The 26,638-nt window shown below is 29.3% G+C and carries 23 protein-coding genes; 3 read left to right on the forward strand and 20 right to left on the reverse strand.

All coding sequences use genetic code 11. The annotated features are described in order from the left end of the window. Positions 1–16 precede the first annotated feature (16 nt). On the reverse strand, positions 17–1,357 hold the full coding sequence (locus tag EK368_RS03855; protein ID WP_129596603.1) for an ABC transporter substrate-binding protein: 1,341 nt from the start codon (positions 1,355–1,357) through the stop codon (positions 17–19). 200 nt (positions 1,358–1,557) lie between these two features. On the opposite strand from EK368_RS03855, the gene EK368_RS03860 reads away from it, so the two are divergent. After that, on the forward strand, positions 1,558–2,097 hold the full coding sequence (locus tag EK368_RS03860; RefSeq protein WP_129596605.1) for a peroxiredoxin: 540 nt from the start codon (positions 1,558–1,560) through the stop codon (positions 2,095–2,097). Positions 2,098–2,118: 21 nt separating this feature from the next. On the opposite strand, the gene hydF is transcribed toward EK368_RS03860, so the two are convergent. The 13 genes from hydF to uvrC all read right to left on the reverse strand — a co-directional run bounded on the left by hydF (position 2,119) and on the right by uvrC (position 14,774). Next, positions 2,119–3,339 carry a [FeFe] hydrogenase H-cluster maturation GTPase HydF gene (gene hydF, locus EK368_RS03865; RefSeq protein ID WP_129596607.1) on the reverse strand — a complete coding sequence of 407 codons (1,221 nt, stop codon included), beginning with the start codon at positions 3,337–3,339 and terminating at the stop codon, positions 2,119–2,121. Then, positions 3,314–4,627 (reverse strand): [FeFe] hydrogenase H-cluster radical SAM maturase HydE, encoded by a 1,314-nt coding sequence (hydE, locus tag EK368_RS03870; protein ID WP_202976421.1) that lies wholly within the window; start codon positions 4,625–4,627, stop codon positions 3,314–3,316. The genes hydF and hydE overlap by 26 nt, the downstream gene beginning before the upstream one ends. Before the next feature lie 8 nt (positions 4,628–4,635). Beyond that, positions 4,636–6,009, reverse strand: a complete 1,374-nt coding sequence (gene hydG / locus EK368_RS03875) for a [FeFe] hydrogenase H-cluster radical SAM maturase HydG (RefSeq protein WP_129596609.1) — start codon at positions 6,007–6,009, stop codon at positions 4,636–4,638. Between the two features lie 11 nt (positions 6,010–6,020). Continuing rightward, positions 6,021–6,266, reverse strand: a complete 246-nt coding sequence (locus EK368_RS03880; RefSeq protein ID WP_129596611.1) for a TM1266 family iron-only hydrogenase system putative regulator — start codon at positions 6,264–6,266, stop codon at positions 6,021–6,023. 232 nt (positions 6,267–6,498) lie between these two features. Beyond that, complete coding sequence (locus EK368_RS03885; protein WP_129596613.1) at positions 6,499–6,735, reverse strand: thioredoxin family protein; 237 nt, start codon at positions 6,733–6,735, stop codon at positions 6,499–6,501. A 37-nt stretch (positions 6,736–6,772) separates the two neighbouring features. Then, complete coding sequence (locus tag EK368_RS03890) at positions 6,773–7,720, reverse strand: permease (RefSeq protein WP_129596646.1); 948 nt, start codon at positions 7,718–7,720, stop codon at positions 6,773–6,775. Positions 7,721–7,769: 49 nt separating this feature from the next. Next, positions 7,770–8,081, reverse strand: coding sequence for an ArsR/SmtB family transcription factor (locus tag EK368_RS03895; protein ID WP_129596614.1), 312 nt, complete (start codon positions 8,079–8,081; stop codon positions 7,770–7,772). A 123-nt stretch (positions 8,082–8,204) separates the two neighbouring features. Continuing rightward, positions 8,205–9,131: an HPr(Ser) kinase/phosphatase gene (gene hprK, locus EK368_RS03900; RefSeq protein ID WP_129596616.1), complete on the reverse strand. Its 927-nt coding sequence runs from the start codon at positions 9,129–9,131 to the stop codon at positions 8,205–8,207. Positions 9,132–9,262: 131 nt separating this feature from the next. Then, the gene (gene phaC, locus EK368_RS03905) at positions 9,263–10,348 is read right to left on the reverse strand and encodes a class III poly(R)-hydroxyalkanoic acid synthase subunit PhaC (protein ID WP_129596618.1); all 1,086 of its coding nucleotides are present in this window, start codon (positions 10,346–10,348) and stop codon (positions 9,263–9,265) included. Positions 10,349–10,361: 13 nt separating this feature from the next. After that, on the reverse strand, positions 10,362–11,435 hold the full coding sequence (locus EK368_RS03910) for a poly(R)-hydroxyalkanoic acid synthase subunit PhaE (protein ID WP_129596620.1): 1,074 nt from the start codon (positions 11,433–11,435) through the stop codon (positions 10,362–10,364). A gap of 18 nt (positions 11,436–11,453) precedes the next feature. Further along, a complete protein-coding gene (locus EK368_RS03915; protein ID WP_129596622.1) occupies positions 11,454–11,873 on the reverse strand; it encodes a MaoC family dehydratase in 420 nt (139 codons plus the stop codon). A 181-nt stretch (positions 11,874–12,054) separates the two neighbouring features. Next, positions 12,055–12,795 (reverse strand): 3-oxoacyl-ACP reductase FabG, encoded by a 741-nt coding sequence (gene fabG, locus EK368_RS03920; protein WP_129596624.1) that lies wholly within the window; start codon positions 12,793–12,795, stop codon positions 12,055–12,057. 113 nt (positions 12,796–12,908) lie between these two features. Beyond that, entirely contained in the window at positions 12,909–14,774 is a 1,866-nt protein-coding gene (gene uvrC / locus EK368_RS03925; RefSeq protein ID WP_129596626.1) for an excinuclease ABC subunit UvrC, read from the reverse strand. 187 nt (positions 14,775–14,961) lie between these two features. Between uvrC and EK368_RS03930 the strand changes: the two genes are divergently transcribed. Then, positions 14,962–15,504 carry a hypothetical protein gene (locus EK368_RS03930; protein WP_129596628.1) on the forward strand — a complete coding sequence of 181 codons (543 nt, stop codon included), beginning with the start codon at positions 14,962–14,964 and terminating at the stop codon, positions 15,502–15,504. A gap of 169 nt (positions 15,505–15,673) precedes the next feature. Here EK368_RS03930 and uvrA read toward each other — a convergent pair whose 3' ends face one another. Both uvrA and uvrB read right to left on the reverse strand, forming a co-directional pair. Further along, entirely contained in the window at positions 15,674–18,505 is a 2,832-nt protein-coding gene (uvrA, locus tag EK368_RS03935; protein ID WP_129596630.1) for an excinuclease ABC subunit UvrA, read from the reverse strand. 13 nt (positions 18,506–18,518) lie between these two features. Beyond that, the gene (gene uvrB, locus EK368_RS03940) at positions 18,519–20,495 is read right to left on the reverse strand and encodes an excinuclease ABC subunit UvrB (RefSeq protein ID WP_129596632.1); all 1,977 of its coding nucleotides are present in this window, start codon (positions 20,493–20,495) and stop codon (positions 18,519–18,521) included. 390 nt (positions 20,496–20,885) lie between these two features. On the opposite strand from uvrB, the gene EK368_RS03945 reads away from it, so the two are divergent. Then, positions 20,886–22,112, forward strand: coding sequence for a sensor domain-containing diguanylate cyclase (locus EK368_RS03945; RefSeq protein ID WP_129596634.1), 1,227 nt, complete (start codon positions 20,886–20,888; stop codon positions 22,110–22,112). A 1-nt stretch (position 22,113) separates the two neighbouring features. Here the strand turns inward: EK368_RS03945 and EK368_RS03950 are convergent, their stop codons facing one another. The 4 genes from EK368_RS03950 to EK368_RS03965 form a co-directional block, all read right to left on the reverse strand. Beyond that, complete coding sequence (locus EK368_RS03950; RefSeq protein WP_129596636.1) at positions 22,114–23,211, reverse strand: PDZ domain-containing protein; 1,098 nt, start codon at positions 23,209–23,211, stop codon at positions 22,114–22,116. Positions 23,212–23,305: 94 nt separating this feature from the next. Further along, on the reverse strand, positions 23,306–24,532 hold the full coding sequence (locus tag EK368_RS03955) for a S41 family peptidase (RefSeq protein WP_129596638.1): 1,227 nt from the start codon (positions 24,530–24,532) through the stop codon (positions 23,306–23,308). A gap of 128 nt (positions 24,533–24,660) precedes the next feature. Next, positions 24,661–25,497, reverse strand: a complete 837-nt coding sequence (locus tag EK368_RS03960) for an aminotransferase class IV (RefSeq protein WP_129596640.1) — start codon at positions 25,495–25,497, stop codon at positions 24,661–24,663. Positions 25,498–25,542: 45 nt separating this feature from the next. Further along, positions 25,543–26,472: a DMT family transporter gene (locus EK368_RS03965; protein WP_129596642.1), complete on the reverse strand. Its 930-nt coding sequence runs from the start codon at positions 26,470–26,472 to the stop codon at positions 25,543–25,545. Positions 26,473–26,638 lie beyond the last annotated feature (166 nt).

A 26,638-nucleotide genomic window follows, 5' to 3' on the forward strand; every position in this document is an offset into this window, starting at 1 on the left:
TTTGAAATACAAGGCATTAGTCATTGATTTTTCTTACACTTTCCATATAATCCTTTATTTTTTCCTTTGAATCTTTTATAGCCTCTTCACAAGACTTTTTATCTATTAATGCTTGTCGAATCTGACTTTGTAATATCTCTTCAATGCTTCTCCATCTTGGATGAGTATGTATGATTTTTATATTTTCTAGCTCTTTTTCTATTGTTGACAAATAAGGATCTTTTTTATAGATGTCTCCAATAGATTTTTTTGCTGGAAAAACTCCTAATCGATGCAATTGTCTTTGATATTCATCCTTCGTAATAAATTTTAAAAATTTTACACACATTTCTATTTTTTTACGATCCTCTTGTTTAAAAATACCATATGCATCTATAGAAGCACAAATAGACAACGACTCTTTCTCTTCTCCTATAGGAAAATTTATCATTTCAAATTCAAATCCCCCTTCATTTTTAAATTTTTTAAGATATGCAGTCTTTGAGGTTTGTGCAGGATATACAGCTACATTTCCTTTATAAAATAGCTCCCATGAAGCTTTTTCTAAATTTTGTCCAAAATCATCTGGTGTTACTTTGTAAATATATTTTAAATCTACTAATTTTTTTAATCCACTTATGGCTTTTTCATCGTCAAAGCTATAACTTTCTTTTTCAAAAATATTTGCACCATCACTTAATAAAATTCCCCACAAAGGATGATTTTGTCCTATAAAAGAATAAAAACCATATGTATCTATTTTTTCATCTCCATCTTGATCATAAGTAAGCTTTTTCAAACTATCTACAAATTGTTTGTATGTCCATTCTCCATTTTTAGGAACTTCTACATTTCTTTCCTGAAATAAATTTACATTGATATACATCTTATATATATCTATCATCCAAGGAATTCCCCATTTTTTCCCTTTATCTGTCACAGCATTTAATACCTCTTCTTGATACTCATTCCACTGTGCATGAGATAAATATCCATCTAACGGCTCTAATACTTTTTTTCTTATTACACTTTGATCTGCACCAATAGGAGCAATGTCTGGAGAGGTATTTGTTTTTATACTCGTTTCTATTTCAATCGGACCACTTTCTGGATCTAAGGGTTTAAAATGAATATAAACACCTGGGTTTTGTTTTTCAAAAACTCTTATTTTTTCTAAAATCCACCCAAATTTTGTTCCACTTTCACAATCTAAATGAGGATAATCCCAAAATTCAATGACTCCTTTGAAATTTTCTTCCTTTTGAATAGATTTGCTTTTTAATTTGTACTGTAGAAAATAAAAAGGACTAAAAATTAAAAAAGCACATATCAAAAAACACAAAAAAAAGCTCATTCCTTGACTTTTTTTATTTTTCATTTTCACACCTCCTATAAATATTTATTAATAATGATTATAGTATATGAATAAATCATCTATAGAAGTTTTATGAAACAATTCATATTAACGATAATAATTATCATTAATATGTTTAAAAAGTTTTTTTTGGGGAATATCTAAAATAGGTTCACAGTGATTCAAAAATCAAATATATTTATAATGAATAAGGAGGATTACATATGCCACAAAGAATGATTGGAAAAGCTGCTCCTCATTTTGAAATGAACATAGTAGATGGAGCAGGAGAAAATTTTGGAAAAGTTTCATTAGATGATTACAAAGGAAAATGGCTTGTAATGTTTTTTTACCCACTAGACTTTACTTTTGTATGCCCAACAGAAATTACTGGCTTTAACAGAAGAATAAACGATTTTAAAAAACTAGGTGCTGAAATTTTAGGAGTAAGTACAGATAGTGAACATTCTCACAAAGCATGGATTCATACTTCTCAAGAAAATGGTGGACTTGGAAAACTTGAATTTCCATTAGCCTCTGATCGGACACAACAAGTAGCCAAAGATTATGGTATACTTATAGAAGAAGACGGTATTGCTTTAAGAGGATTATTTATTATTGATCCAAATGGTATTTTAAAATATTCTGTCATTCATGATTTAAATGTAGGAAGAAGTGTAGATGAAACCTTAAGAGTTCTACAAGGTTTACAATCTGGAGGACTTTGCCCTCTTGATTGGAATCCAGGAGATGAGCAATTATAATAAATAGGCTGCATATGCAGCCTATTTTAGCTTTTCTTTTATATTTGGAAATATATCTAATGCACGATTTAATACTCCTGTAGCAAGGCCTATTAATACTCCATAATTGACAATAGGAATATTATATTCATCCGCTTTTTGGATTCTAAATTCCATTTCCTTAGGATTTAACATACATCCACCGCAATGAACAATCAAATCATATTTTTTAATATCTTCTTCATCTGGATAAGAAATCCCACTGATCCACTCAAAGCTCAAATTCTCTCCTGCCATATTTTCTATCCATTTTGGAATTTTATCTTTTCCTATGTCTCCCTTTTGTCTATGATGAGTACACCCTTCACAAATCAATACTTTGCTTCCCTTTTGTAAATTTTTTATTTTACTTGCTCCAAGTACCAAAGTTTCTAAATCTCCTTTGTATCTTGCAAATAAAATAGAAAATGAAGTAAGAGGGATATCTATTGGAGTCAATTCATCTACTTTTTTAAAAGCTTGAGAATCAGTAATAACCATCTTAGTTTTTTTCCCAATATCTTTTAATGTCTTTGTAAGATAAGTATCTCTTGTAACAATAGCCACTCCTCCATGATCTATAATATCTCTTATGGTTTGCTGCTGTGGAAGGATTAATCTCCCCTTTGGAGCAGCTTTGTCTATAGGAGTTACCAACACTACAAAATCTCCTGGATCTATTAAATCTCCTACTATAACTTTTTCATGTTTGTTAAGATGAGCAACTTTTATAATAGCTTCTTTTAAGTTTTCTATTCCATATTTTATTTTCGCACTTACCTTTACAAATGGAATATCATATCTTTTCTCCCATTCCTCTAAAGTATCTTTATCTATATCTTCTTCATCTATTTTATTGATGACTCCTATTAAAGGAATGTTTTTTTCTTTCATTCTTTGAATCATATCTTTTTCAAAGGAAGTGATTTCTTTTGTAAAAATTAGTAGAGCAACCTCTGTTTTACGAAGTACTTCATAAGTTTTTTGTATTCTAAGCCTTCCAAGTGCTCCAGCATCATCTATTCCTGCTGTATCTATTAATACGACAGGTCCTATAGGTAATATCTCCATAGACTTATAAACAGGGTCTGTAGTAGTTCCCGCCACATTAGATACAAGGGCTATATCTTGATTGGTAAAACTATTGATAAGACTTGATTTTCCTACATTTCTTTTTCCAAATAATGAAATATGTAGCCTATTGCCTCTTGGTGTCTCCTGCATTTTCATCCTCCTTTTTAATATAAGGTGGCAGTATCCGATTTGATTCTTTGATCGCTTTATAAGCGCTCTCTAAATCTACCATATTTTTATCTGTATATATTTGATAATTGTATCTATATTTAGGTGGAGTATTAATGAGCATAATCGTATTCGCTCCTGCTTTTAGAGCTTTTGTCTGGCCATCTGTATCAATACTAGCAAGAGCCGTAGTAGCTGGTATAAATACTCTTTTGCATACAATTCTTGTAACTGCTACTGCCTTTAGAGTCATTTCAACAGAACCTGTTGGATATTTTTCAAAAGGAGTCCCTTCTACTGGAAGAAAAGGACCAATTCCTATCATATTGATTCCCATTTCTTTAAAGAATAAAATATCTCTTGCAATATCTTCTACTCTCTGTCCAGGAAGTCCTATCATATTTCCAGATCCATTTAAATATCCAAGCTCCCTTAACCACTTAGAACACTGTACTCTTTCATTGAAATCATCATCTGGATGAATAAATTTAAAAATTTCTTCATTTGTTGTTTCAATCTTTAATAAAAAATTATTAGCTCCCATTTTTTTATAAAGAGCATATTCTTCTTTTGGTCTTTCTCCAATACTTAAAGTGATCTTCATCCCGGTTTCTTTTTTTATTCTTTGAAGAAGAGATATTATTTTTTCACTGCTCCACCATATGTCTTCTCCTGATTGTAAAATCACTGTTTGAAGCCCCATATGATTCATTTCATGAACAACCTCTAATATTTCATCCTCAGTCATTCTATATCTATTGATATCTATATCTTTTCGAATCCCACAATATTTACAATTTCTTCTACAAATATTAGAAAACTCAATAGCTCCCCTTATATCTACTACATCTCCAACAATCTCTTTTCTCATTTGATCTGCAGCATGAAAAAGTGCACCTACCTCAGATTTTCTCTCTGCTTTTAATAAAATAACAATCTCTTCAAAACTTAATTCTTCCCCATTTTCTATTCTTTTTAATATGTTTAAAAATTCATCAGAAATCATATCTTTAGAAAGCTTTTCTACAAGTCCTATAAGTTTTTTAGGCTTGTCTTCATAAATTCCATTTAATTTTATATTCTTTTGTTCTAGTACTTCTTTTGATTTTTTTAGATATTCTTTTTCTATTTTTATAGCTGTAGCACAAACTGAGCCATACTCAGAAGGAGCAGGAACCAATAAGGTTTTGATTCCGGCTTCTTTTAAGCATTGATCTGCCCTTAACATATAATTGGTGGATGCTGCCATGATTAAATAATTTTTGATCATAAGTCCTCCTAAAAGTATAAGTCCTTTTGCCCTTCTTCTATTTGTTTTAATCTTTTTATAGTTTCCTCTTTTACTTTTCCATTTTCTATTTTACATAATTCTTCTTTGATCATTTTTTCTCCTATTTCCTTCGTTTGTTGTGAAGCATAAGAAACTAAATTTTCTTTAAATGTAAGAATAGCATTAGGATGACAAAATTCATGAATATGTGCATCCTTTGCAAGCTCCATAAAAGCTTCTCCCGTTCTATTATTTCTATAACAGGCTGTACAAAAACTTGGAAGATGTCCTTTATTTACAATAACACGAAGCATTTCATCTAAACTTCTTTCATCATTTACTTCAAATTGAGTAGCCTCTCGATCATCATCTTCATATCCTCCTGGATTTATTTTAGATCCTGCAGATATTTGAGAAATTCCTAAGCTTATAAGTTCATCACGAAGATGTGGTGCTTCTCTTGTAGAAAGAATCATTCCTGTATAAGGAACTGTAAGACGCAGCACTGCTATTATTTTTTTAAACTCTTCATCTGTAATAGGAAAAGGTACCTCTTTAAGCTTTGAACCAAGAGCTGGTCTCAGTCTTGGGACAGATATGGTATGAGGTCCTACACTATATTTTTCATCCATATATTGAGAATGCATTAATGTAGCCAATACATCAAATTTGTAATCATAAAGGCCTAATAAAGGACCTATTCCAAAGTCATCAATTCCTGCTTCAAAAGCACGTTCCGTAGCAGTAAGTCGATAATCATAATCTTTTTTAGCTCCTGTTGGATGCATTTTTTTATAGGTCTCTCTATGATAAGTCTCTTGAAAAATTTGAAAAGTTCCTATTCCACATTTTTTTAATTTTTTGAAATCCTCTACTTTCATAGGAGCTGCATTTACATTGATTCTTCTAATATCTGCATTTTCATAAATAGCTGTAACTCCATCTACAATATGATCAATATGAGTCTTTTTAGCATCTTCTCCACAGACTAATAAAATTCTTTTATGTCCTTGAGCTTCAATAGATTTTGCCTCATGTACAATTTCCTCAGATGATAAAGTTCTTCTATGAAGAAATTTATTATCCATCCTAAATCCACAATAAAGGCAATTATTTGTACATTCATTACTTGTATATAAAGGTGCAAACAAAACAATTCGATTTCCATATATAGTATCTTTTATAAATCTTGCTGTTTGAAATAATTCATCTAATAAATCTTTATCTTCTACTTGAAGTAGCACTGCTGCCTCTTCAAGTGATAAACCATAACAATCTCTTGCTTTTTTTATAATATCTAAAATTTCATTTTTAGTCGCTTTTTCTCCTTCTATTAATAATTTATTGATTTTTTCTTCGTTAATAATATGATGAGTGCTCATATGAATTCCTCCTATTTTTGAGTCAGTGCACTTTTTACACTTACTCCTTTTAATCTTCCTAATTTTCCTGTAAGGGCTCCTATTTCATCTGTATTGCCATCTACAATAATAGATATGACACTTACATGCTTTTCTTTATAAGGTACCCCCATTCTACCTACTATAATCTCAGAAAACTCACTTAAAAATTTGTTTACCATTTCTACACTTTCTTTATCTTCAACAATAATTGCAACTACTCCTATTCTTTTGTTCACTTTTATACTCCCTTCTATGCAAAAAACTTTCCTTACAAGCTAAGGAAAGTTTTTGATATCACAAAAAATTCATATGATCACCCTCTTACCTTTTGCTCAGATTCATCCTTGCAATTAGATTTTTTATATTATCCTTCTAATGAATACAATCCATTAGTTAGATATATGATTTTAGATTAACTATTTTTAAAATTAATGAAAACCCCTCTATGAACTAGAGTTTTTTAGTTTATTACTTTTGAATTAATTTTTTAATTTCATCTGTTTTAGCTACTTTTCCCATTACCTTAACTTGTTCATCTACTACTAATGCAGGTGTTTTCATTACTCCGTATTTCATAATACTTGGAATATCTTCTACTTTTTCAATAGTTACATTTTCTAACCCTAATTGTTTTACAGCTTCTCTTGTATTTTCCTCCAATTTCTTGCAATTCATGCAACCAGTTCCTAAAATTTTAATATTCATATAAAACCTCCTATTTAAATTTATTTGATCTATTGGTTTATACCAATAAATGTGCTACTGCATTAAATAAATATCCAACAAAAATAATTCCTATTCCTGTAATAATCACAAAAGCTTTTATCAATTTTGGTTTGATGACTTTTCTTAAAAGAATAATTGCTGGTAGTGATAAAGCTGTAACTGCCATCATAAAAGATAATGCTGTTCCAATTCCTACCCCTTTGTTAATTAATGCATTGGCAATAGGGATTGTTCCTAAAGCATTAGAATAAAGAGGTATTCCCAAAATTACTCCTACAATGACTGCAAATGGATTATTAGGCCCTGCATATTTTGCAAGAAGTGGGGCTGGAGCCCAACCATGAATAAAAGCACCTATTCCAATACCTATAATCAAATAAATCCATATTCTTTTTACAATGTCTACTACATTATCTATTGCAAATTGAATTCTTTCCTTGGAATTTAATTCATCAATTGCTACTTCGCCTATTTGTATTTCATATACATATTCTTCTACTTCTTTTTCCATATTGAGTTTTCCTATTAATAACCCTCCTACTACACCTACTATTACCCCTGTTACTACATATAATAGGGCAATCTTTACTCCAAAGGAAGCCAGAAGTATTGCAAAAGCTGCCTCATTTACAATAGGTGATGTAATTAAAAATGAAAAAGTAAGTCCTAATGGAACTCCAGCTTCAACAAACCCTATAAAAATAGGCACAGATGAACAAGAACAAAATGGAGTTACAATCCCTAAAATAGATGCCATAATATTTCCTGTAATTCCACTAAATCTACTTAATATTTTCTTCGTTTTTTCAGGTGGAAAATAACTTCTAATATAAGATATTACAAAAATCATAATGCTAAGTAAAATAATAATCTTAATGCTATCATAAATAAAAAAATGTATACTCAAACCCAAATTGGTATTCATAGAAATACCTAATACATTCTCCACCAATTTTTCAACCATATGATCTAGCCATAAAAATTTAAATAATTTAGTAATCCATTGTAACAATTTACTCCCCTCCCATTTGTTTGGTAAGATTTTTTATTTCTTTTTCAACTATCTTTTCAACAATAAAAATCAATTGAGTAACTTCTTCACTTTTAATACTATAATTAACCCTTAATCCATCCTTTTCTTGAATCAATATATTTGCCTCTCTTAAGATCTTTAGATGTTGCGAAAGGTTTGATTGACTAAAATCAATATCTTCATTAAGTTCACAAACACATAAAGTTCCTTTTAGCAATTTCTTTACTATTTTTAATCTAGTTGGATGAGCTAAAGCTTTTAATATCTTTACCTGCATATTATCCATATCCATTGATTTCACCTCTTTTTATATTAAATTATATTCATTAGTATATTAGAATATTGTAATATACTTATTTTACTAATATAGTATTCCTTTTCTATTCATTTGTCAATACTTTAAAAAAAGCAGGAGTTACCTCCTGCTTTTTTGTGCAACTTCTACAAATCTTTCATTTAGTATTTCCGCTGCATTATATCCCATTCTCTTTTGCCTGTGATTTCTTGCTGCTGCCTCTATAATAATAGCTAAATTTCTTCCTGGCTTAATAGGAATTGTTATTTTATAAACATCTACTCCCAAAATCCCCATAAAATCTTCATCAATACCTAATCGGTCATATTGCTTTCCTTGTTGCCAGTTCTCCATTTCTATAATAAGTTCAATAGTTTTTTTATCTCTCACTGCCCCTACTCCATAAAGATGTTGAATATCTAATATGCCAATTCCTCTTAATTCCATAAAATGTTTTGTAAGTTCTGGAGCACTTCCTTGTAGTGTGTCATTGTCTATTTGTTTAATCTCTACCGCATCATCTGCCACCAATCTGTGTCCTCTTTTGATAAGTTCTAGTGCTGTTTCACTTTTACCTATACCACTTTCTCCTATAATTAAAATTCCTATTCCATATACATCTACTAATACTCCATGTCTAGTAATCACAGGAGCTAATTTATCGTCTAAATAATTCGTCAGCTGGCTCATAAACTTTGTCGTACTTACTTCTGTTCTTAAAAGGTGTCTTTTAAATTTTTTAGCTGCTTCTAAACATTCTTTATGAACTTCCATATGTCTTGCAATAATCATACATGGTATGGGATGTGAAAATAATCTTTCTGCCCTTTTTGTTCTTATATCATGAGTCAATATATTAAAATATTCCCATTCTACCATTCCTATAACTTGTACTCTTTCGTAAGCAAAATATTGATAAAATCCAGCTAATTGAAGACCTGGTCTATTAATTTCGCTAACATCTATTTTGACATCTGATTCCTCTGGCTCATAGATTACTTCTAAATTCAAATCTTCAATAATTTCATCTATAGTTACATATTCCATAAATTCACCTACTCTTCTTTTTTTATACTTATAGATTCCTTAAACTAAAATTCAGATGGTTTTTAAACCATCTGAATTTTTATTTAATCTTATATATTATATTATAAACCAAAATCTTTTTTACTTACTAGTTATTTTTTATTTGTTTCATCAGATCGATCTATTAACCATTTAGCTACTTTAGGACTCATTTGTTTTTGAGATTTAGAGCTTACATACATTCCTATATGCCCTACAGGAAAAGAGCAAAGTTCTTTGTCTTTACTAGATATTAAATCATTTAAAGCTTTACTAGAATCAGGACTTACTAAGTGATCATATTCTGCATATATATTGAGTACAGGCATATTAATATTTTTTAAATCAACTTTTTTGTCCCCCACCTTTAAAGAACCCTTCACCAGCTTATTTTCTTGATATAAGTCTTTTACAAATTGTCGTAGTGTCTCTCCTGCCTGCCCAGGACTATCAAATATCCATTTTTCCATTCTCATAAAATTTTCAACTAGCTCACGTTGATCAATATTTTCAAAAAGATTTACATACTTATCTAACATAAGCTGAAAAGGCTTTAACATCAAATATCCTGAATTCATCAACGCCCCAGGTAAAACTCCATATGTATCTACCATGTTATCTATATTTAAATATTTCCCCCATTTAAATAACAATCCCTCTTCTACATCAAAGTCAATAGGGGTAACCATTGTAACTAAATTTTTAATTTTTTCTGGATAAATAGCAGAATAAATCGTAGAAAAGGTACCTCCTTGGCATACTCCTAAAATATTTAATTGATCAACTTTCGTAGATTCTCGAATATAATCTACTGCATTATTGATATATCCATTAATATAATCATCCATAGTAAGATACATATCTTCTTGTGTAGGATATCCCCAGTCTATAATATAAACATCTAACCCTTGTTTTAGGAAACTCTTAATAACACTACGATCTTGTTGAATATCCATCATATATTGACGATTTACTAATGCATAAACAATTAACGTTGGAACTTTGCATGGATTTTTTACTAATGGTTTATAATGATACAATTTCATTTTATCTTCAGTGTATATAAGTTCTTTAGGTGTTTTGTCTGAAGCTGTATCTTCTATATTAAATAGATTTTTTATTCCCTTTGCAAATTTATTTTGAATATCTAAATAATCTTCCATTGATTTTTGCATATCTATTCCCCAAAATGAATACATATATGGTCCCCTCCTATAGCTTCATTTCATTTTTATCTTTATTTTTTATTAAATCGTCTATTTCTTTATTTAATTTTTTCACTTCTTTTTTCAAGTCATATACTGTTTTATAAAGGCTCTTCATATGGCTCATCTTAGGAAAAGGTAAAAAATCTAATTGCTCCTCAAAAAATTTATCCATGTTTTGTTTTACAATCAAGCCCGCATCCACAACCTTACCTAGTAGTTTAGAAAAATCATCTGTTTTAAAGAGATTCATATAAGCTTTTTCATTTTCTCTCCACCAATATTCATAAAACTCTTTAAAAGTTTTTGGCTGTGATCCATTCTTTAACATCTTTTCATGCTCTTTAATAATTCTTTCCATAGTTTCTGATCCTACTTTATATAGATTCATAAAAAATTCATTTACCGTATTCATATAGCTAACAAAAGCATCTGCACGCTTCATCTCATTTTCAAAATATTCTTTACCGATGCCTATACCAGGAAGGTCAAAAACTTTGCCAAATGTCTTTTCATAATTTCCTCTCCAAAGTTTTCCATACTCTAAAAAAGCATCTGCATCTCCCATAAAGCTCTTTCCTAATAACTCTTGACCTTCACTTAAGTTATTGATCCATGGTATATAGAAATTTTTACTTGTATTTAAATATATCTCATAAGTGTTCATAGACTCTTTCAATAATTTTTTTGAAAAATCAGGTAAATAATTCATAAAATGATTTGATAAAATTTTACTATATTCTTTTTGCCAATTGGTGTAAAAATCCTCTCCTTGTTCTTGATCATGCATTGTACTTAGATTCTTCCAAAATTCATATAAACTTTGGTATATCTCAGATGCATTGAGCATTCCCCATTGAGTAGAACTTTCTTTTATAGGGTTTATATTTTTAAAAAATGCTTGATAACTCTTATTCATCCAATCATTCCAAAGACCTATAGGACTTTTTTCATCTATTTGATGGTGACACTCTTTTTCTTTATTATTTATAAAAAAACTTTCTTTCCAAACTTGAAACATATCTTTTTGTAACTTAATATACTGATCTAAAAAATTGTTATTTTGTTGCTGTGTATTCATATGAACTCCCCCTTTATTTTATATATCCATCTTTTTTACAGTGGCTTCACCAACTGAGATTTTATTTCCAAATTGATTGGTAACAATTGTTTCTAAAATAATGATATTTTTTTCATCTCTTTTTTCCTTTACTTCTACTGTAGCTGTTAATTCATCTCCTATAAAAGCAGGTGCTATAAATTTTGTGTTTTGTGATAAGTAAAGAGTATTAATCCCTGGTAACTTGGTTCCTAACACAGCAGAAATTAATGAATTTGTAAGCATTCCATGTACAATTCTTTTTTTAAACATGGTTTTAGCAGCAAATTTTGAATCTAAGTGTATTGGGTTAAAATCTCCTGTAACACTTGCAAAGCTACTAATATCACTTTCTTCTATGACCTTAGTAAAACTTGCACTCTCTCCTATAGTTATTTCTTTATAAGACTTCTCTGTCATCCTATATCCCCTCTCTTATTTATCCCTCTTATAAAAAAGTTGTTCTTATAAAAAATCTCTTCATGTATTTTTGTATTCTCTAAAACCTACAAATCCATCTTATGATCAAAATACCTTTTATATTCCAAAATTTTTTTCAGAAAATTTAAAAAACCTCTTGAAATATTTTAAGAGGTTTAAATTACAGTACAACTCCTCCATCCACACTCAATACAGTTCCAGTAATAAATCTTGCTTCATCTGATGCAAGAAATAAAAAAGCATTAGCAATATCAACAGGTTGTGCTAATTTTTTTAATGGAGACTTATTTTGAATCATTGTAAGTACATCTTGAGGCATTTTTTCTACCATTGGCGTCAATGTAAATCCTGGAGCTACCGCATTGACTCTTATTTCATATTTCCCTAACTCCTTAGCCCATGTTTTTGTCATACCGATCACACCCCATTTTGAAGCAGCATAATTGGTTTGGCCAAAGTTTCCATAAAGTCCTACAACAGAAGATGCATTTAATATCACTCCATACCCTTGTTTTTTCATTACCTTTGCAGCACTTTGTCCACAATAAAATACTCCTTTTAAATTCACATCTATAACTTGATTCCATTGTTCTTCAGTCATTTTTTCTAATTTAGCATCTGCGGTAATCCCTGCATTATTGATAAAAACATCTATTTTTTTATATTTACTTACGATATCTTCTATCATTTCATCTACTTGATTTTTATTCGTAACATCTACTTCTTTTCCTATAGCTTCTTTACCAGATTCCTTAATTTTCTCCACAACATAATCTACATCTATCCCATTTTTATCTACTACCACTATTTTTGCTCCTTCTTCTACAAATCTTAAACAAATAGCTTCTCCGATCCCTCTTCCTCCACCTGTAACAACTACTACTTTATTTTTTAATCTCATCTATTCTCCACCTTTCCTTCAAATTATTTTTCTCATCACTTTAATTTATGTCAAAAGCTTTGTTTGTGTGATCATTCTATTATTCTCTTTACAAACAAAAAAGACCTAGAAACTTAGGTCTTTTTTGACTTTTTAAAATATTCATAAATTCCCTTTGCAGCCCTTTGATTCATTCCTTCTACTTCACATAATTCTTGTATAGAAGCATCTTTTATTTTTTTTATAGATTCAAAGTGCTTTAATAACGCCTTTTTTCTTTTTTCCCCAATCCCAGGGATTTCTTCTAATATAGATTGAGTCATAGTTTTTCCTCTTAAGCTTTTATGATAATTAATAGCAAATCTATGTGTTTCTTCTTGTATTTTTCCTACGAACTGAAATACATCCTTTTTTTCATAGATAGATAAAAGCTTATTTTCATAAAATAGATCCTTTGTCCTATGATGATCATCCTTCACCATTCCTGCTGTAGGAATAGAAATTCCTAATGCATATAAAACTTCTAGTACTGCATTTACATGACCTTGCCCTCCATCTATTAATAATAAATCTGGAAACTTAGAAAACTTACCCAAATCATCTATAATACCTTTTTCTTTCATTTCTTCTTTTTCTTTTATGCCCCTTTTAAACCTTCTATAAATAACCTCCTGCATACTTCCATAATCATTAGGACCTTCTATAGTTTTTATTTTAAATCTTCTATAATCACTATACTTAGGTTTTCCATTTTCAAATACTACCATAGAAGCTACAGAATGAACTCCTTGGATATTAGAAATATCAAAAGATTCAATTCTATAAGGAGGGTTTTTAAGCCTCAAAGATTCTCCTAGCTCATTCATAGCTCCTTCACTTTTTTTCTTGTCTCTTATTAACTTTTCTCTAAATTGTTCTAAAACCTCTACTGCATTTTTATAAACTAAATCTAATAGAGCTTTTTTCTCTCCTTTTTGAGGATGTTTTATGATCACTTTTCCATCTTTTTTTGTAGATAACCATGTACTTATTAATTCTTCATCTTCTATTTTTTCATCTATTAAAATTTCTTTAGGCACAAATGCCACCTCTGCATAAAATTGTTTTATAAAAGCACTCATAATCTCTTCTCTACTATCTTGTTTTGCATCGATTATGTAATGTTCTCTTCCTATGAGTTTTCCCCCTCTTACAAAGAAAATCATCACACATACATCTTCTACTCCTTTTGCTAATGCAATCAAATCTTGATCTACCTCTGAAGATAAAACAATTTTTTGTTTTTCCATAATACTATGAATTGCACTAATTTGATCTCTATACTCTGCTGCTTTTTCAAAATTCATATTTAAAGCTTCTTCTTTCATTTTTTCTTCTATCTTCTTTGCTAAAGCTTCATACTTTCCACTTAAAAATAATACAATTTCATCAATCATTTTCATATATATTTTATCATCTACATTCCCCGTACAAGGACCTATACATTTATGAATATGAAAATTTAAACAAGGTCTATCTTTATTTTTTTCAATATTTTTATTACAACTTCTAATAGGATAGATCTTCTTTAGCATCTCAATCGTTTGATTGACAGCTCCTACATGAATATATGGTCCAAAATACTTAGCTCCATCTTTTATAATTCTTCTTGTTTTTAAAATTCTTGGGTACTTCTCTCCCAACGTCACTTTTATATAAGGATACTGCTTGTCATCTCGAAGTAATATATTATATTTAGGTCTATGTTTTTTTATCAAATTGCTCTCTAAAATCAATGCCTCTACTTCGGAATCTGTAATGATATATTCAAACTCACATATATTAGAAATCATAGCTAAAACCTTAGGAGGCTGATTTTTAGAAGACTGAAAATATTGTCTGACTCTATTTTTTAATGAAATTGCCTTTCCTACATAAATAATTTCATCCTTCTCATCCTTCATCAAATAAACTCCAGGCTTCTGTGGTAACTTTTTTAATTGTTCTTTTATGTCAAACATTTTTTCCTCTCATTTCTTTTTAAAAATATATTTAGTGACATCTAGCTAACAAAACGAATAACCTTTATTTAACATTAATGTGAAATATGGATAAATAAATATTTTCTCCTATGTATCATAAAATATGTATACTTTTCAAATTGATTGTCTACACTTACAATATCACATTTGTCAAGGAGGTCTATTTATGAAAATTTTATTTAAAAAAAGTTTGATCATCTTTATCTTATTTATTTTTACAACTTCTACAAGTTCAGCAAAAGAAAACTGTGAGGTCATAAAAGCTTATTTAACACACACAAATATTATAGTAAATCATGAAAATCACTCCTTACAAACTATCTATTATAAAGACACTTTCTATATTCCTATTACCCCTTTATCCCCAAAATTAAACTCTAATACTAGTTACCATAATACATTGACTTTAAAAAACAATTTTACATTTCAAGATTTTCCTCAGTGCAATCCATACAAAGGAGAAAGCTTTGTATATGGTGAAATTTTAAACATAGATAAAGAAAATAAAATACTCACTATAGAACAACATTTTGATGACAATAGTATCTCTATAGAACCTAGTATTAAAGTTTATGAAAATGTAATTATTATCTTTCAAAGAAATGACAAAAAAATAAATTTAGATTTTGAAGATTTAAAAATTGGAGATCAAGTTGGAGTCGTGTTAAATCAACAAAATATTGCCCGGGGAATTATACTTACTGATTAAATACTTCAATTTATAAAAAAGTTTTGGACTATAGGCAAAAATTATATATTTATCTACAATTTTATCAAATATATAATTTACTATGTATTATAAAAGAGCAAGTTTAAAGAGTTCCTACTCTATAACTCTGCTCTTTATTTTTACAAATCATAAAATTTAGATCTATATATCAAATCTTTTCCTTTTCAAAAATCTTCTTTAAATATATACCTGTATGCGAATTAGAAACTTCTACAATATCTTCTGGTGTTCCAACACCTAGGATTTGACCTCCCCGATCTCCTCCATCTGGTCCTAAATCAATCATATAGTCACAAGCTTTAATCACATCTAAATTATGTTCAATGACCAACACAGTGTTTCCTGTATCTACTAACTTATTTAAAACACCTATAAGTTTGTGAATATCTGATACATGTAGCCCTGTAGTAGGTTCATCTAATATATATAATGTTTTTGATGTACTTCTTTTGCTAAGCTCTGTTGCAAGCTTTACCCTTTGTGCTTCTCCACCTGATAGTTGGGTAGATGGTTGTCCAAGTTTTATATATCCAAGACCTACTTCATATAAAGTAACTAATTTTCTTTTAATTCCTGGTACGTTTTCAAAAAAGGTTACTGCTTCTTCTACTGTCATATCTAATACATCTGATATAGTTTTTCCTTTGTATTTTACCTCTAATGTTTCTCTATTGTACCTTTTTCCTTTACATACATCACAAGGCACATACACATCAGGAAGAAAATGCATTTCAATTTTTATGATTCCATCTCCCTTACATGCCTCACATCTTCCACCCTTTACATTAAAGCTAAATCTTCCCTTTTGATAACCTCTCATTTTAGCTTCTGGAACCTTTGCAAATAAATCACGAATCAAATCAAATACCCCTGTATAGGTAGCTGGATTAGATCTTGGAGTTCTTCCAATAGGAGATTGATCAACGTCTATAACCTTATCTATATTTTCAATACCTTTGATTTCTTTATGTTTTCCTGGTCTACTCTTTGCTCTGTGAAGCTCCATAGCAAGCTTTTTATAAAAAATCTCATTAACTAAAGTGCTTTTTCCTGAACCTGATACACCAGTTACGCAAGTAAATACCCCTAATGGAAAAGCTACATCTACGTTTTTTAAATTATTTTCTTGTGCTCCAATAATTTTAATCCAATTTCCATTTGGACTTCTTCTCTCTTTTGGAATCTCTATTTTCTTCTTTCCTGATAAATATTGTCCTGTAATAGAAGCATCACACTTTTTAATATCCTCTATCGTACCAGCTGCTATAATATTTCCTCCATGTTCTCCTGCCCCTGGTCCTATATCTATAATATGATCTGCTGCATACATGGTATCTTCGTCATGTTCTACTACTATTAGAGTATTTCCTATATCTGATAAATTTCTTAAAGTTTTAATAAGCTTATCATTATCCTTTTGATGAAGTCCTATGCTTGGTTCATCTAATATATAAAGTACCCCTACTAATCTTGAACCAATTTGAGTGGCTAGACGAATCCTTTGAGACTCTCCTCCTGATAAAGTAGACGCGGCCCTTGATAAGGTTAGATAATCTAATCCTACATCTACTAAAAATCCTAAGCGATCATTGATCTCTTTTAGGATCTGATTGGCAATCATTTTTTTCTTGTCTGAAAAATGAAGATTATTAAAAAATTCTAAAGCCTCTCGAATTGAAAACTCTGTTACTTGAGAAATATTTTTTTCATTTATTTTTACAGATACTACTTCTGGCTTAAGTCTTGCTCCATGACAATCATCACAAGGAATAAAACTCATATATTCTTCTAATTTTTCTCTCATATAATCTGAGTTTGTCTCTTTATATCTTCTCGTTAAGTTATTGATGACTCCTTCAAAAGGAGCTTTATAAGTTTTTTGCCCCCCAAATTTACTTTCATAATTAAATGTAAGAATTTTTTGCGTACCATATAATAATTCCTCTAAAAATTTTTTAGGAAGATCTTTGATGGGAGTCGCTAAATCTAGCCCATATTCTTTTGCCAATGATTCAATCATTTCAAAATAATAAGTTCCTTCACTAGCATTTGCCATAGGTGCAATTCCACCTTCCTTGATACTCAAAGAAGGATTTGGAATGACTAAATCTTTATCAATCTTTTGAAGATGTCCAATTCCATTACAATGAGGACATGCTCCATAAGGGCTATTAAAAGAAAACATTCTTGGCTCTAATTCTTCAATCCCTATTCCATGTTTAGGACAAGAAAATTTTGTACTAAAGGTTAAATCTTCTCCATCTATGATATTGACTACTACCAAACCATCTGATAATTGAATGGTAGTTTCTATAGAATCTGCAAGTCTATTTTCTATTCCATCTTTGACAATAATTCGATCAATCACGACTTCAATAGTATGTTTTTTATTTTTTTCAAGTTTGATCTCTTCTTGCAATTCTTTAATTTCACCATCTACACGTACTCGAACATATCCTTCTTTTTGAATTTTTTCTAAAACCTTTGTATGCTCTCCTTTTCTCCCTCTTATAATAGGTGCTAAAATTTGAAGCTTTGTTCTTTCTGGTAAGTCAATAATCTGATCTACAATTTGATCTATCGTTTGCTGTGCTATCTCTATACCACAAATAGGACAATGAGGAGTTCCTACCCGTGAAAATAAAAGTCTTAAATAATCATAAATTTCCGTTACAGTTCCTACAGTAGATCTAGGATTTTTATTGGTAGTCTTTTGATCTATAGAAATAGCAGGAGATAAACCTTCTATAGAATCTACATCTGGCTTTTCCATTTGTCCTAAAAACTGTCTTGCATAAGCTGATAAACTCTCTACATATCTTCTTTGTCCTTCTGCATAAATCGTATCAAAAGCTAAAGAAGATTTTCCAGAACCACTAAGGCCAGTCATTACTACAAATTGATCTCTTGGAATTTCTATATCTATATTTTTTAAATTATGTTCTCTCGCACCTTTTATAAATATACTATTTTGTGCCATTTCATCACCTCAATTAAAGCTCTTTCTGAAGCTTTATAATTTTGTCTCTAAGTTGAGCCGCTCTTTCAAACTGTAGATTTTCTGCAGCTTCCTTCATTTCTAATTCAAGTTTTTTAATTAAGTCTTTTATTTCTTCTTTATTCATTTCATTTAAATCTTTTTTTACACCATATTGAACATCTTCCTCAGCTACCTTTGTAGCTTCAATAATATCTCTTACTTTTTTTATAATACCTTTTGGTGTAATGTTATTATCTTCATTATATTTTTGTTGAAGCTCTCTTCTTCTATTTGTTTCATCTATAGCTTTTTTCATAGAATCTGTTATTTTATCTGCATACATAATAACTTTTCCATCTATATTTCTAGCAGCTCTTCCTATGGTTTGGATTAAAGATGTTTCAGAACGCAAGAAACCTTGTTTATCTGCATCTAAAATAGCAACTAAAGACACCTCTGGAATATCAAGTCCTTCTCTTAGAAGGTTAATCCCAACTAATACATCAAATACACCTAATCTTAAATCTCTTATAATTTCCATTCTTTCTATAGTATCTATATCTGAATGAAGATATCTTACTTTAATCCCTACTTCTTTAAAATAAGAAGTCAAATCCTCTGCCATTTTTTTCGTTAAGGTAGTAATGAGTATCCTTTGTTTTTTATCTACTACATGATGAATTTCTTCTATTAAATCATCAATTTGTCCATGAATAGGTCTTACATCTATCTTAGGATCAATAAGTCCTGTAGGTCTTATAATTTGTTCTACTACATTTTCTTGATACTCCTTTTCATAAGGACCTGGTGTTGCACTTACATAGATAATTTGATTGACTAATCCTTCAAACTCATTAAAATTTAATGGTCTATTGTCATAAGCAGAAGGAAGCCGAAATCCATATTCCACTAAATTTCCTTTTCTTGATTGATCTCCTGCATACATACCTCTAATCTGTGGAATAGTTACATGAGATTCATCTACAAGAATTAAAAAATCATCTGGAAAATAATCTATCAATGTAAATGGTTTACTCCCTGGTGGTCTTTGAGAAATATGTCTTGAATAATTTTCAATTCCCTGACAAAATCCTACTTCCCTTAGCATTTCTATATCATACATAGTTCTTTGCTGAATTCTTTGAGCTTCTATTAATTTTTCATTTTCTTTAAAATATTTTACTCGATCATATAATTCTTCTTCTATATCTACAATAGCTTTTTCAAGCTTTTCTTTTGTAGTTACATAGTGAGAAGCTGGAAAAATCGATATATGTTTTCTAAGTCCTATGATCTCTCCTGTCACAGTATTTATTTCTGTAATCCTATCTATTTCATCTCCAAATAATTCTACTCTTATAGCATTTTCTGAAGCTCCAGCAGGAAAAATCTCTACTACATCTCCTCTTACCCTAAAGGTTCCTCTTATAAAATTCACATCATTTCTTACATATTGAATTTCAACTAATTTTTTTAAAATTTCATCTCTACTCTTTGTGATTCCTGGTCTTATAGATAATACTTGATTTTCATAATCAATAGGGTCTCCAAGTCCATATATACAAGATACACTCGCTACAATAATTACATCTTTTCTTTCAAATAAAGCTGCTGTTGCGGAATGGCGAAGCTTATCTATCTCATCATTAATTTGTGCATCTTTTTCTATATAAGTATCCGTATGAGCTACATAAGCTTCTGGTTGATAATAATCATAATAACTCACAAAATATTCTACTGCATTTTCTGGAAAAAATTCTTTAAATTCACTGCAAAGTTGAGCCGCTAATGTCTTATTATGAGCAATTATCAAAGTAGGCTTTTGTACTTTCTCTATTACATTAGCCATCGTAAAAGTTTTTCCAGATCCTGTAACCCCTAAAAGGGTTTGATGTTTCAGTCCTTTTTTTATTCCATTGCTTAAAGACTTTATAGCTTTTGGTTGATCTCCTGTTGGTCTATATTCTGATGCAATTTTAAATTTATTCATCCTAAAAACCTCTCTATCTATACTCATTTTCCTTTATACTATACCTAGTTTTTTTATTTATAAACATTTTTCATTTTACAAACATTTGTTCGTAATTTTATTATAGCTTTCTCTATGATTTTCGTCAATCTATTCCTTTTTTTTATATTTTCAAAGTATATATTGTAAAAAATAGTATTTTTTTACTATAGACATTTTTAAAATTTATATAAATACTTTTTATAAAACATTTTCAATTATTAGTGAATAGTATATAATAAAAAGATAAAATACGATCTAGTATATAATACCCTTTTTATTCTAATTATGATAATACCTTCATAAATATGAAATAATTACAACTCAGTTAAAAATTTCTATATATTATTAATAAAATTGTAGGTGAATGATGTGATCAATAAAACAAAAAAAACAAGTTTTTCTTTTTTTATTTTGCTTGTGAGTATTCCTTTTCTATTGCATTATTTTTTTTACTTCTTAGGTAAATGTTTACCTTTAGGATATCCAATAATCTTATCTATCATCATTGGTTGTATCTGTTTTTATCACTATACTATTTATGAGAAAATAGTAAAGAAACATCTACAAATCAATAAAGAAATGCAAAAATACAATGAAATGAAAGATATTATGCTTCAAATTAGTAATTCTATTGTTTCTATTGAAAATATGGATGAATTATTAAGACTCTTTGTAAGTAGCATGGTACAAGTAATAGATCAAGCAGATACGGCTAGTATTTTAATAAAAAATGAAGAAGATCTATTTGAATTTAAAGCAGTACATGGATTTAATTTAGAAGAACTTTCACAAATCAAATTATCTTCTGAAGAACTTTTTTTAGAACATCATAAAAATTTAAAATCTATTATTATAAAAAATCCTGATCATTTTAATCTTCAAAATATGTCCTCCAAAAATTACAAGCTATTAAAAGATACGGATGCATTCAAAATTAAATCTACCATGTGTACACCTATTATTATTGATAACCAAGTATATGGTATAGTCAATATAGATAATATTTCTCATGAGGGAATTTTTACTGAAGAAGATATGGTCATATTAGAATATTTAACAGGTCAATTAGCTGTGGCTATAAAAAACGTACTTCTTTTTGAAAAAACTTTATTTTTATCTAGGTATGATGGTCTTACACAGCTTTATCATAGGCATTATTTTGACGAACTTTTTAATAATATCTATCAACAAGCACTACGATATAACGAACAATTTTGTTTATGTATGATCGATTTAAATAATCTAAAAAAAATTAATGATGTATATGGCCACTTAGCAGGAGACTTAGCTATACAACATTTTGCAGATATTCTCAAAAATAATGTCAGGTCTTCTGATATATTAGGAAGATTTGGAGGAGATGAGTTTGTACTCATATTTTTAAATTCTACACGACAACAAACTCAGAAAAAAATAGAATTGATTTTTCAAAAAATAAGTGAGCACCCTCTCACTTATGATCATAATGAATTTTATGTAGATTTTAGCTTTGGAGTAGCTGAATTTCCTAAAGACTCTACAGATCATAAAGAGTTATTTAAAATTGCAGATCTGCGTATGTATAAAAATAAAAACAACAAAAAAACTCGCATGTAGTTTAAGAACATACGGGGTTTTTTGTTGTTTTGTACTGATCTATTAATCTTTTTAAAATTCCTTTTTCTTTATCTATATCAAATACATAGGATGAATTTTTGGGTATTACTAAAATATCTAAATTTTTTATTTCTATTTTCTCTTGTTTATACTCTAAATTTCTAATTCTTCCATTTAGATTCATTACTTTCATATATAAATCACAACAAGAATATTTTAAAACTTCCTGTATATGATTTTTGTCATTTATTACACTTCCATTGATAGATAAAATAATATCTCCTCTTTGAAGTCCTATTTTCTCTCCTACTCCTCCTTTATATAAATCAAGTACACTAACTCCTCTACTATGATTTCTAAAAATAGGTGTCTTTTTTTTCTCTTTTCTTTGCCCATATACAATAAGAATTTCATGACCTATAGGCGCAAATAAAGCAGCAATAAATTTTATATCATAAAAATTCATTGATAAAATAGCCAAAATGAGTAAACTTACACTATACACAAACAATCTTTTTCCAGATTCTTTGCATTTTTTTTTTGGAACATCACCTAAAGCTAAATCTCCATATCCTAAAGCTGCTACACAACACATAGGAAAAAACATCATTGGAATAGGCCAAAACCTTTGCATCATATATCCACCTATAATTCCATATTTTTCATGTTCTATTAAAATAGGAATCGCTTCTTTGTCTCCATCAAAGTAAATTAAAACACTTTCAATCAAATGCAAAATTGCAATAATTTCTAAAACTTTAGATACATCCATACTTGGAAAACCTAAAATCAAACTTGATAAAGCTAATAATCCACCTGAATAAGAAAAACATATATATCTAGGATGAATAAACATAAGAATGATAGATAAAGGAAGAATATATATATAGTCCATAAAGTTGATAACTGTCCCGAATTGAATCATCAATATACTTCCTAATATTCCTCCTAATAATCCTACTCCTATTGCATAAAAGAACATATACTGTACTGAATGAGATTTACCTATAATTTTTTTTCTTCTTTTATAAATTTTTTGATATTGTATACCCAAAAGAATAAAAATCAATAAAAAAGAAGGTTGTAAAAAATTACTCAAAGCATCTCCTCCTTATATGACAAAAGCGTCCATAAACTCTTGGACGCTTTTTCAATTTACTATTTATTTTTTCCATATTATTCATATTCTAAACTTATCTTTTAATTTTATTTTCTAAAACCTCTACAGCCTTTTGTAATTGTATATCTTCCTCATAAGTAATCAAATACAATTTTTCTTCCAATTCTTTTGGAAGCTTTACTTCAATATCTGGAGCAATTCCCTTTCCATGAATATAAGTACCATTTGGTGTAAAGTATTGAGCTGTAGTAAGTCTAAAACCTGAACCATCCTTTAATCCTCGAATTTGTTGTACAAGTCCTTTTCCAAAGGTAGTCGTTCCTATTAATTGTCCTGATTTTGTATCCTGTACAGCACCAGATAAAATTTCAGAAGCACTAGCACTTCCTCCATTTACTAACAATACAAAAGGATAATTTACACGATCTTTATCAGACTTTTTATATTCTTTCTTTCCAGCTCGATCCATTGTATATACAATAGTCTGCTCTCCTAATAATCTATCTGCTACTTTTACACATTCTTCTAATAATCCACCTGGGTTATTTCTTAAATCAATCACCAATCCTTTTATATTTTTATTTTCTAATTCTTTTAATCTTTTTAAGAAATCTTCTGAAGTATGTTCATCAAACATACTAATACGAATATAACCCATATCATCTTTTAATATTTTTGTAGATACAGTTTGAGATCTTACTTTTTCTCTTGTGATTAAAACATCTTGAGTTTCTTTACTTCCTTTTTTAAGAACTGTCAAAGTAACTTGTGTACCTTCTTTTCCCTTTATTTTAGTAACAGCTTGCTCTAATTTTTGTGCAATAAACTCTTCACCATCTACTCCTATAATCTTATCTCCTGGCTTTAGACCTGCTCTGTCCCCTGGAGACCCTTGAAAAGGTTCTACTACAGTAATAAGTCCATCCTCTCCTTGTGTCATAATGACACCAATTCCTCCATAATAATTCCCTTCCGTATGCTCCATGAATCTTTTAAACTCAGCTCTATCCATATATTGAGAATATGGATCTTCTAATGCTGCAAACATGCCTCTTATGAGCCAATCCTCAAAGTTTGCTTCATTAACTGGTTTATAATAATTTTGTGTAACAATTTCTTTTAACCCTAACATTTTGCCATAAGTTTTGTTTAAGTCTTTATAGTATTTATAATCTCCTTTTGAGATAACTACCTTGTCTCCTACTGTTAATCCTACAATATTACTCACAGTAAAAGTAAAAATTCCTGTTATTAATACTAATATGATTGCTCCTGTTATAGCTCGTTTTTTACTTATCATATTTTCTTCACCTCAATACTTTCTTTTACATAAATATATTATTCCTTTAGACTTTTGAATATCACAAAATCTTTTTTCACATCATACCACTCATTGAAATCTTTGTAAATGGATAAAGTGCCAAGATTTTATTTGGCACTTTTACTTTGAAGATATTTTTTCATTTCTTCTATATATCCTTTCCCTATTTTTTGAATAATAGGATTATCTACAGAATGGATATGATCTTTTCCGATACTTTCAATTGGTAACACATTCACAGAAGTTCCCGACATAAAAGCTCCTTGTAAAGTAGGGATTTCACTTTCATAAATAGACTTTTCTATGACTTGTATACCTAAACTTTTGCAAACCTCCATAATCTTATTTCTAGTAACTCCTAATAAAACTTTTTGTCCTGAAGCCGTATATACCTTATTGTTTTTTACAAAAAACATATTGGAACGACTTCCCTCTGTAATGGATTCATCTTCATTCACTAAAATAGCTTCAAAAGCATTTTCTTTTTCTAAAAGTTCTTTTACACTTTCTTTAAATGAAGCATTAAGCACCTTTGCATTTGGATTTTTTCTCTCAGAACGATACAAAATAGTATGAATTCCTTTTTCATACACTTTTTTTTCTGGATAATAACTTTTAATAAAATAAGTAAAAAAATCTTGTTTTTCTTTTTCTAAATTGGTACAAAGAAGCTTTACATTTATATTTTTACAATCATTCATTAAAACCAATTTAACAATTTCTTTTTCTATATCTTCATCAGATTTATGTATCTTTTGTCCTAAAATTTGTGCTGATTTTCTTAATCTTTCTAAATGTTCTTCTAAAAAAAGAGGAATTCCATCAATAATTCTAATAACCTCATAAATCATAGATGAAGAAATGTTCTCAAATGGATGGATTTCTTCTGTTTCATATACCTCTGCATTATAAATATAGTAATTTAAAAAAGCTTCTGATTTCATCTGTTCACCCCTACTTAATATATTCTTATTCTATTATATTCCATTTTATGATGCACTTCTAGTACTCTTTCCCACAGATATTTTCATATTATTCAATGATACTCCTGCAATAATCCCTAGTCCTCCTAAAAAAGTATATCTACTAATATCTTCTTGAAACATAACAATAGAAACAATAGATGCCACTAATGGATTGATATAATTAAAAACAGCAGTTCTAGAAGCTCCAATATCTTTGATTCCTGTATACCATCCATAATATCCCACAACTGTACAAGTCAGAGCCAAATATAAAGCAGCTAATATATTTTTTATACTCAATTTTGAAATCATATAAACAAACGAAACAGGAGATAAAAAATTAGGAATCAATATAATAGGTATTAAAAGTATACATGATGCAGTATTAATATGAGCAATTGCAATAAACGGATCATATTTTTGTAGTATTCTCTTTGATCCAATAGAAAATGCAGCCAACATACCTGCATCCAAGATTATTAAAAAATCTCCAAATAAAGTTTTACTTTTAAAAATTCCAAATAAGTGACCCTTTGTAATGATTGCCAATATCCCTATAAAACATAACATCATTCCTAATATTCTATAGACATTTAATTCTTCCTTGAGAAAAATTCTAGCATAAACTGCAATCATAATAGGAGACATTCCTAAAATTAAAGAAGCATTGACTGTACTTGTAAAATACAAAGCACTATATTGTACAATAAAATATCCTGTAAAACCCATAAATGCTAAATAAAATATATATGGAAGATCTTCCTTATGTATTTTTCTCTTTTCTGGTTCTACTTTCTTTAATATAAAGAAAAAAACAATTGTTGAAAAAAAAGTCCTTAAAAATAAAAATTGAGCAGGTGATAAAGATCCCATTCCTAATTTTGCTGTAGCAAAAGAAGTTCCCCAAAAAATTACTGCTAAAATTAATAAAACATATACCTTTTTAATATTCATAATTTCCTCCTATATGCTATGTACTATTTACATATTGATCATACCATATTATAACATTAATAGACAAAAAAAACAGTAAGCATATATGCTTACTGTTTTTTCATGGTGCCCAGAGGCGGAATCGAACCACCGACACGGGGATTTTCAGTCCCCTGCTCTACCGACT

The sequence above is a fragment of the Anaerophilus nitritigenes genome (genome assembly GCF_004138215.1).
Taxonomy (GTDB): Bacteria; Bacillota; Clostridia; order Peptostreptococcales; family Thermotaleaceae; genus Anaerophilus; species Anaerophilus nitritogenes.

What these genes read in the sequence shown, in the direction of transcription:
- fabG (WP_129596624.1), bottom strand. Translation starts at nt 12,795, where the DNA reads ATGAGATTAAAAAATAAAGTAGTAGTTGTTACAGGTGGAGGAAGAGGG.
- hydF (WP_129596607.1), bottom strand. Translation starts at nt 3,339, where the DNA reads ATGCAGGAGACACCAAGAGGCAATAGGCTACATATTTCATTATTTGGA.
- EK368_RS03860 (WP_129596605.1), top strand. Translation starts at nt 1,558, where the DNA reads ATGCCACAAAGAATGATTGGAAAAGCTGCTCCTCATTTTGAAATGAAC.
- EK368_RS03895 (WP_129596614.1), bottom strand. Translation starts at nt 8,081, where the DNA reads ATGGATATGGATAATATGCAGGTAAAGATATTAAAAGCTTTAGCTCAT.
- phaC (WP_129596618.1), bottom strand. Translation starts at nt 10,348, where the DNA reads ATGTATTCATTTTGGGGAATAGATATGCAAAAATCAATGGAAGATTAT.
- EK368_RS03915 (WP_129596622.1), bottom strand. Translation starts at nt 11,873, where the DNA reads ATGACAGAGAAGTCTTATAAAGAAATAACTATAGGAGAGAGTGCAAGT.
- uvrA (WP_129596630.1), bottom strand. Translation starts at nt 18,505, where the DNA reads ATGGCACAAAATAGTATATTTATAAAAGGTGCGAGAGAACATAATTTA.
- EK368_RS03855 (WP_129596603.1), bottom strand. Translation starts at nt 1,357, where the DNA reads ATGAAAAATAAAAAAAGTCAAGGAATGAGCTTTTTTTTGTGTTTTTTG.
- EK368_RS03965 (WP_129596642.1), bottom strand. Translation starts at nt 26,472, where the DNA reads ATGAATATTAAAAAGGTATATGTTTTATTAATTTTAGCAGTAATTTTT.
- hprK (WP_129596616.1), bottom strand. Translation starts at nt 9,131, where the DNA reads ATGGAATATGTAACTATAGATGAAATTATTGAAGATTTGAATTTAGAA.
- EK368_RS03955 (WP_129596638.1), bottom strand. Translation starts at nt 24,532, where the DNA reads ATGATAAGTAAAAAACGAGCTATAACAGGAGCAATCATATTAGTATTA.
- EK368_RS03960 (WP_129596640.1), bottom strand. Translation starts at nt 25,497, where the DNA reads ATGAAATCAGAAGCTTTTTTAAATTACTATATTTATAATGCAGAGGTA.
- uvrC (WP_129596626.1), bottom strand. Translation starts at nt 14,774, where the DNA reads ATGTTTGACATAAAAGAACAATTAAAAAAGTTACCACAGAAGCCTGGA.
- EK368_RS03890 (WP_129596646.1), bottom strand. Translation starts at nt 7,720, where the DNA reads ATGGTTGAAAAATTGGTGGAGAATGTATTAGGTATTTCTATGAATACC.
- EK368_RS03910 (WP_129596620.1), bottom strand. Translation starts at nt 11,435, where the DNA reads ATGAATACACAGCAACAAAATAACAATTTTTTAGATCAGTATATTAAG.
- hydG (WP_129596609.1), bottom strand. Translation starts at nt 6,009, where the DNA reads ATGAGCACTCATCATATTATTAACGAAGAAAAAATCAATAAATTATTA.
- uvrB (WP_129596632.1), bottom strand. Translation starts at nt 20,495, where the DNA reads ATGAATAAATTTAAAATTGCATCAGAATATAGACCAACAGGAGATCAA.
- EK368_RS03930 (WP_129596628.1), top strand. Translation starts at nt 14,962, where the DNA reads ATGAAAATTTTATTTAAAAAAAGTTTGATCATCTTTATCTTATTTATT.
- hydE (WP_202976421.1), bottom strand. Translation starts at nt 4,627, where the DNA reads ATGATCAAAAATTATTTAATCATGGCAGCATCCACCAATTATATGTTA.
- EK368_RS03885 (WP_129596613.1), bottom strand. Translation starts at nt 6,735, where the DNA reads ATGAATATTAAAATTTTAGGAACTGGTTGCATGAATTGCAAGAAATTG.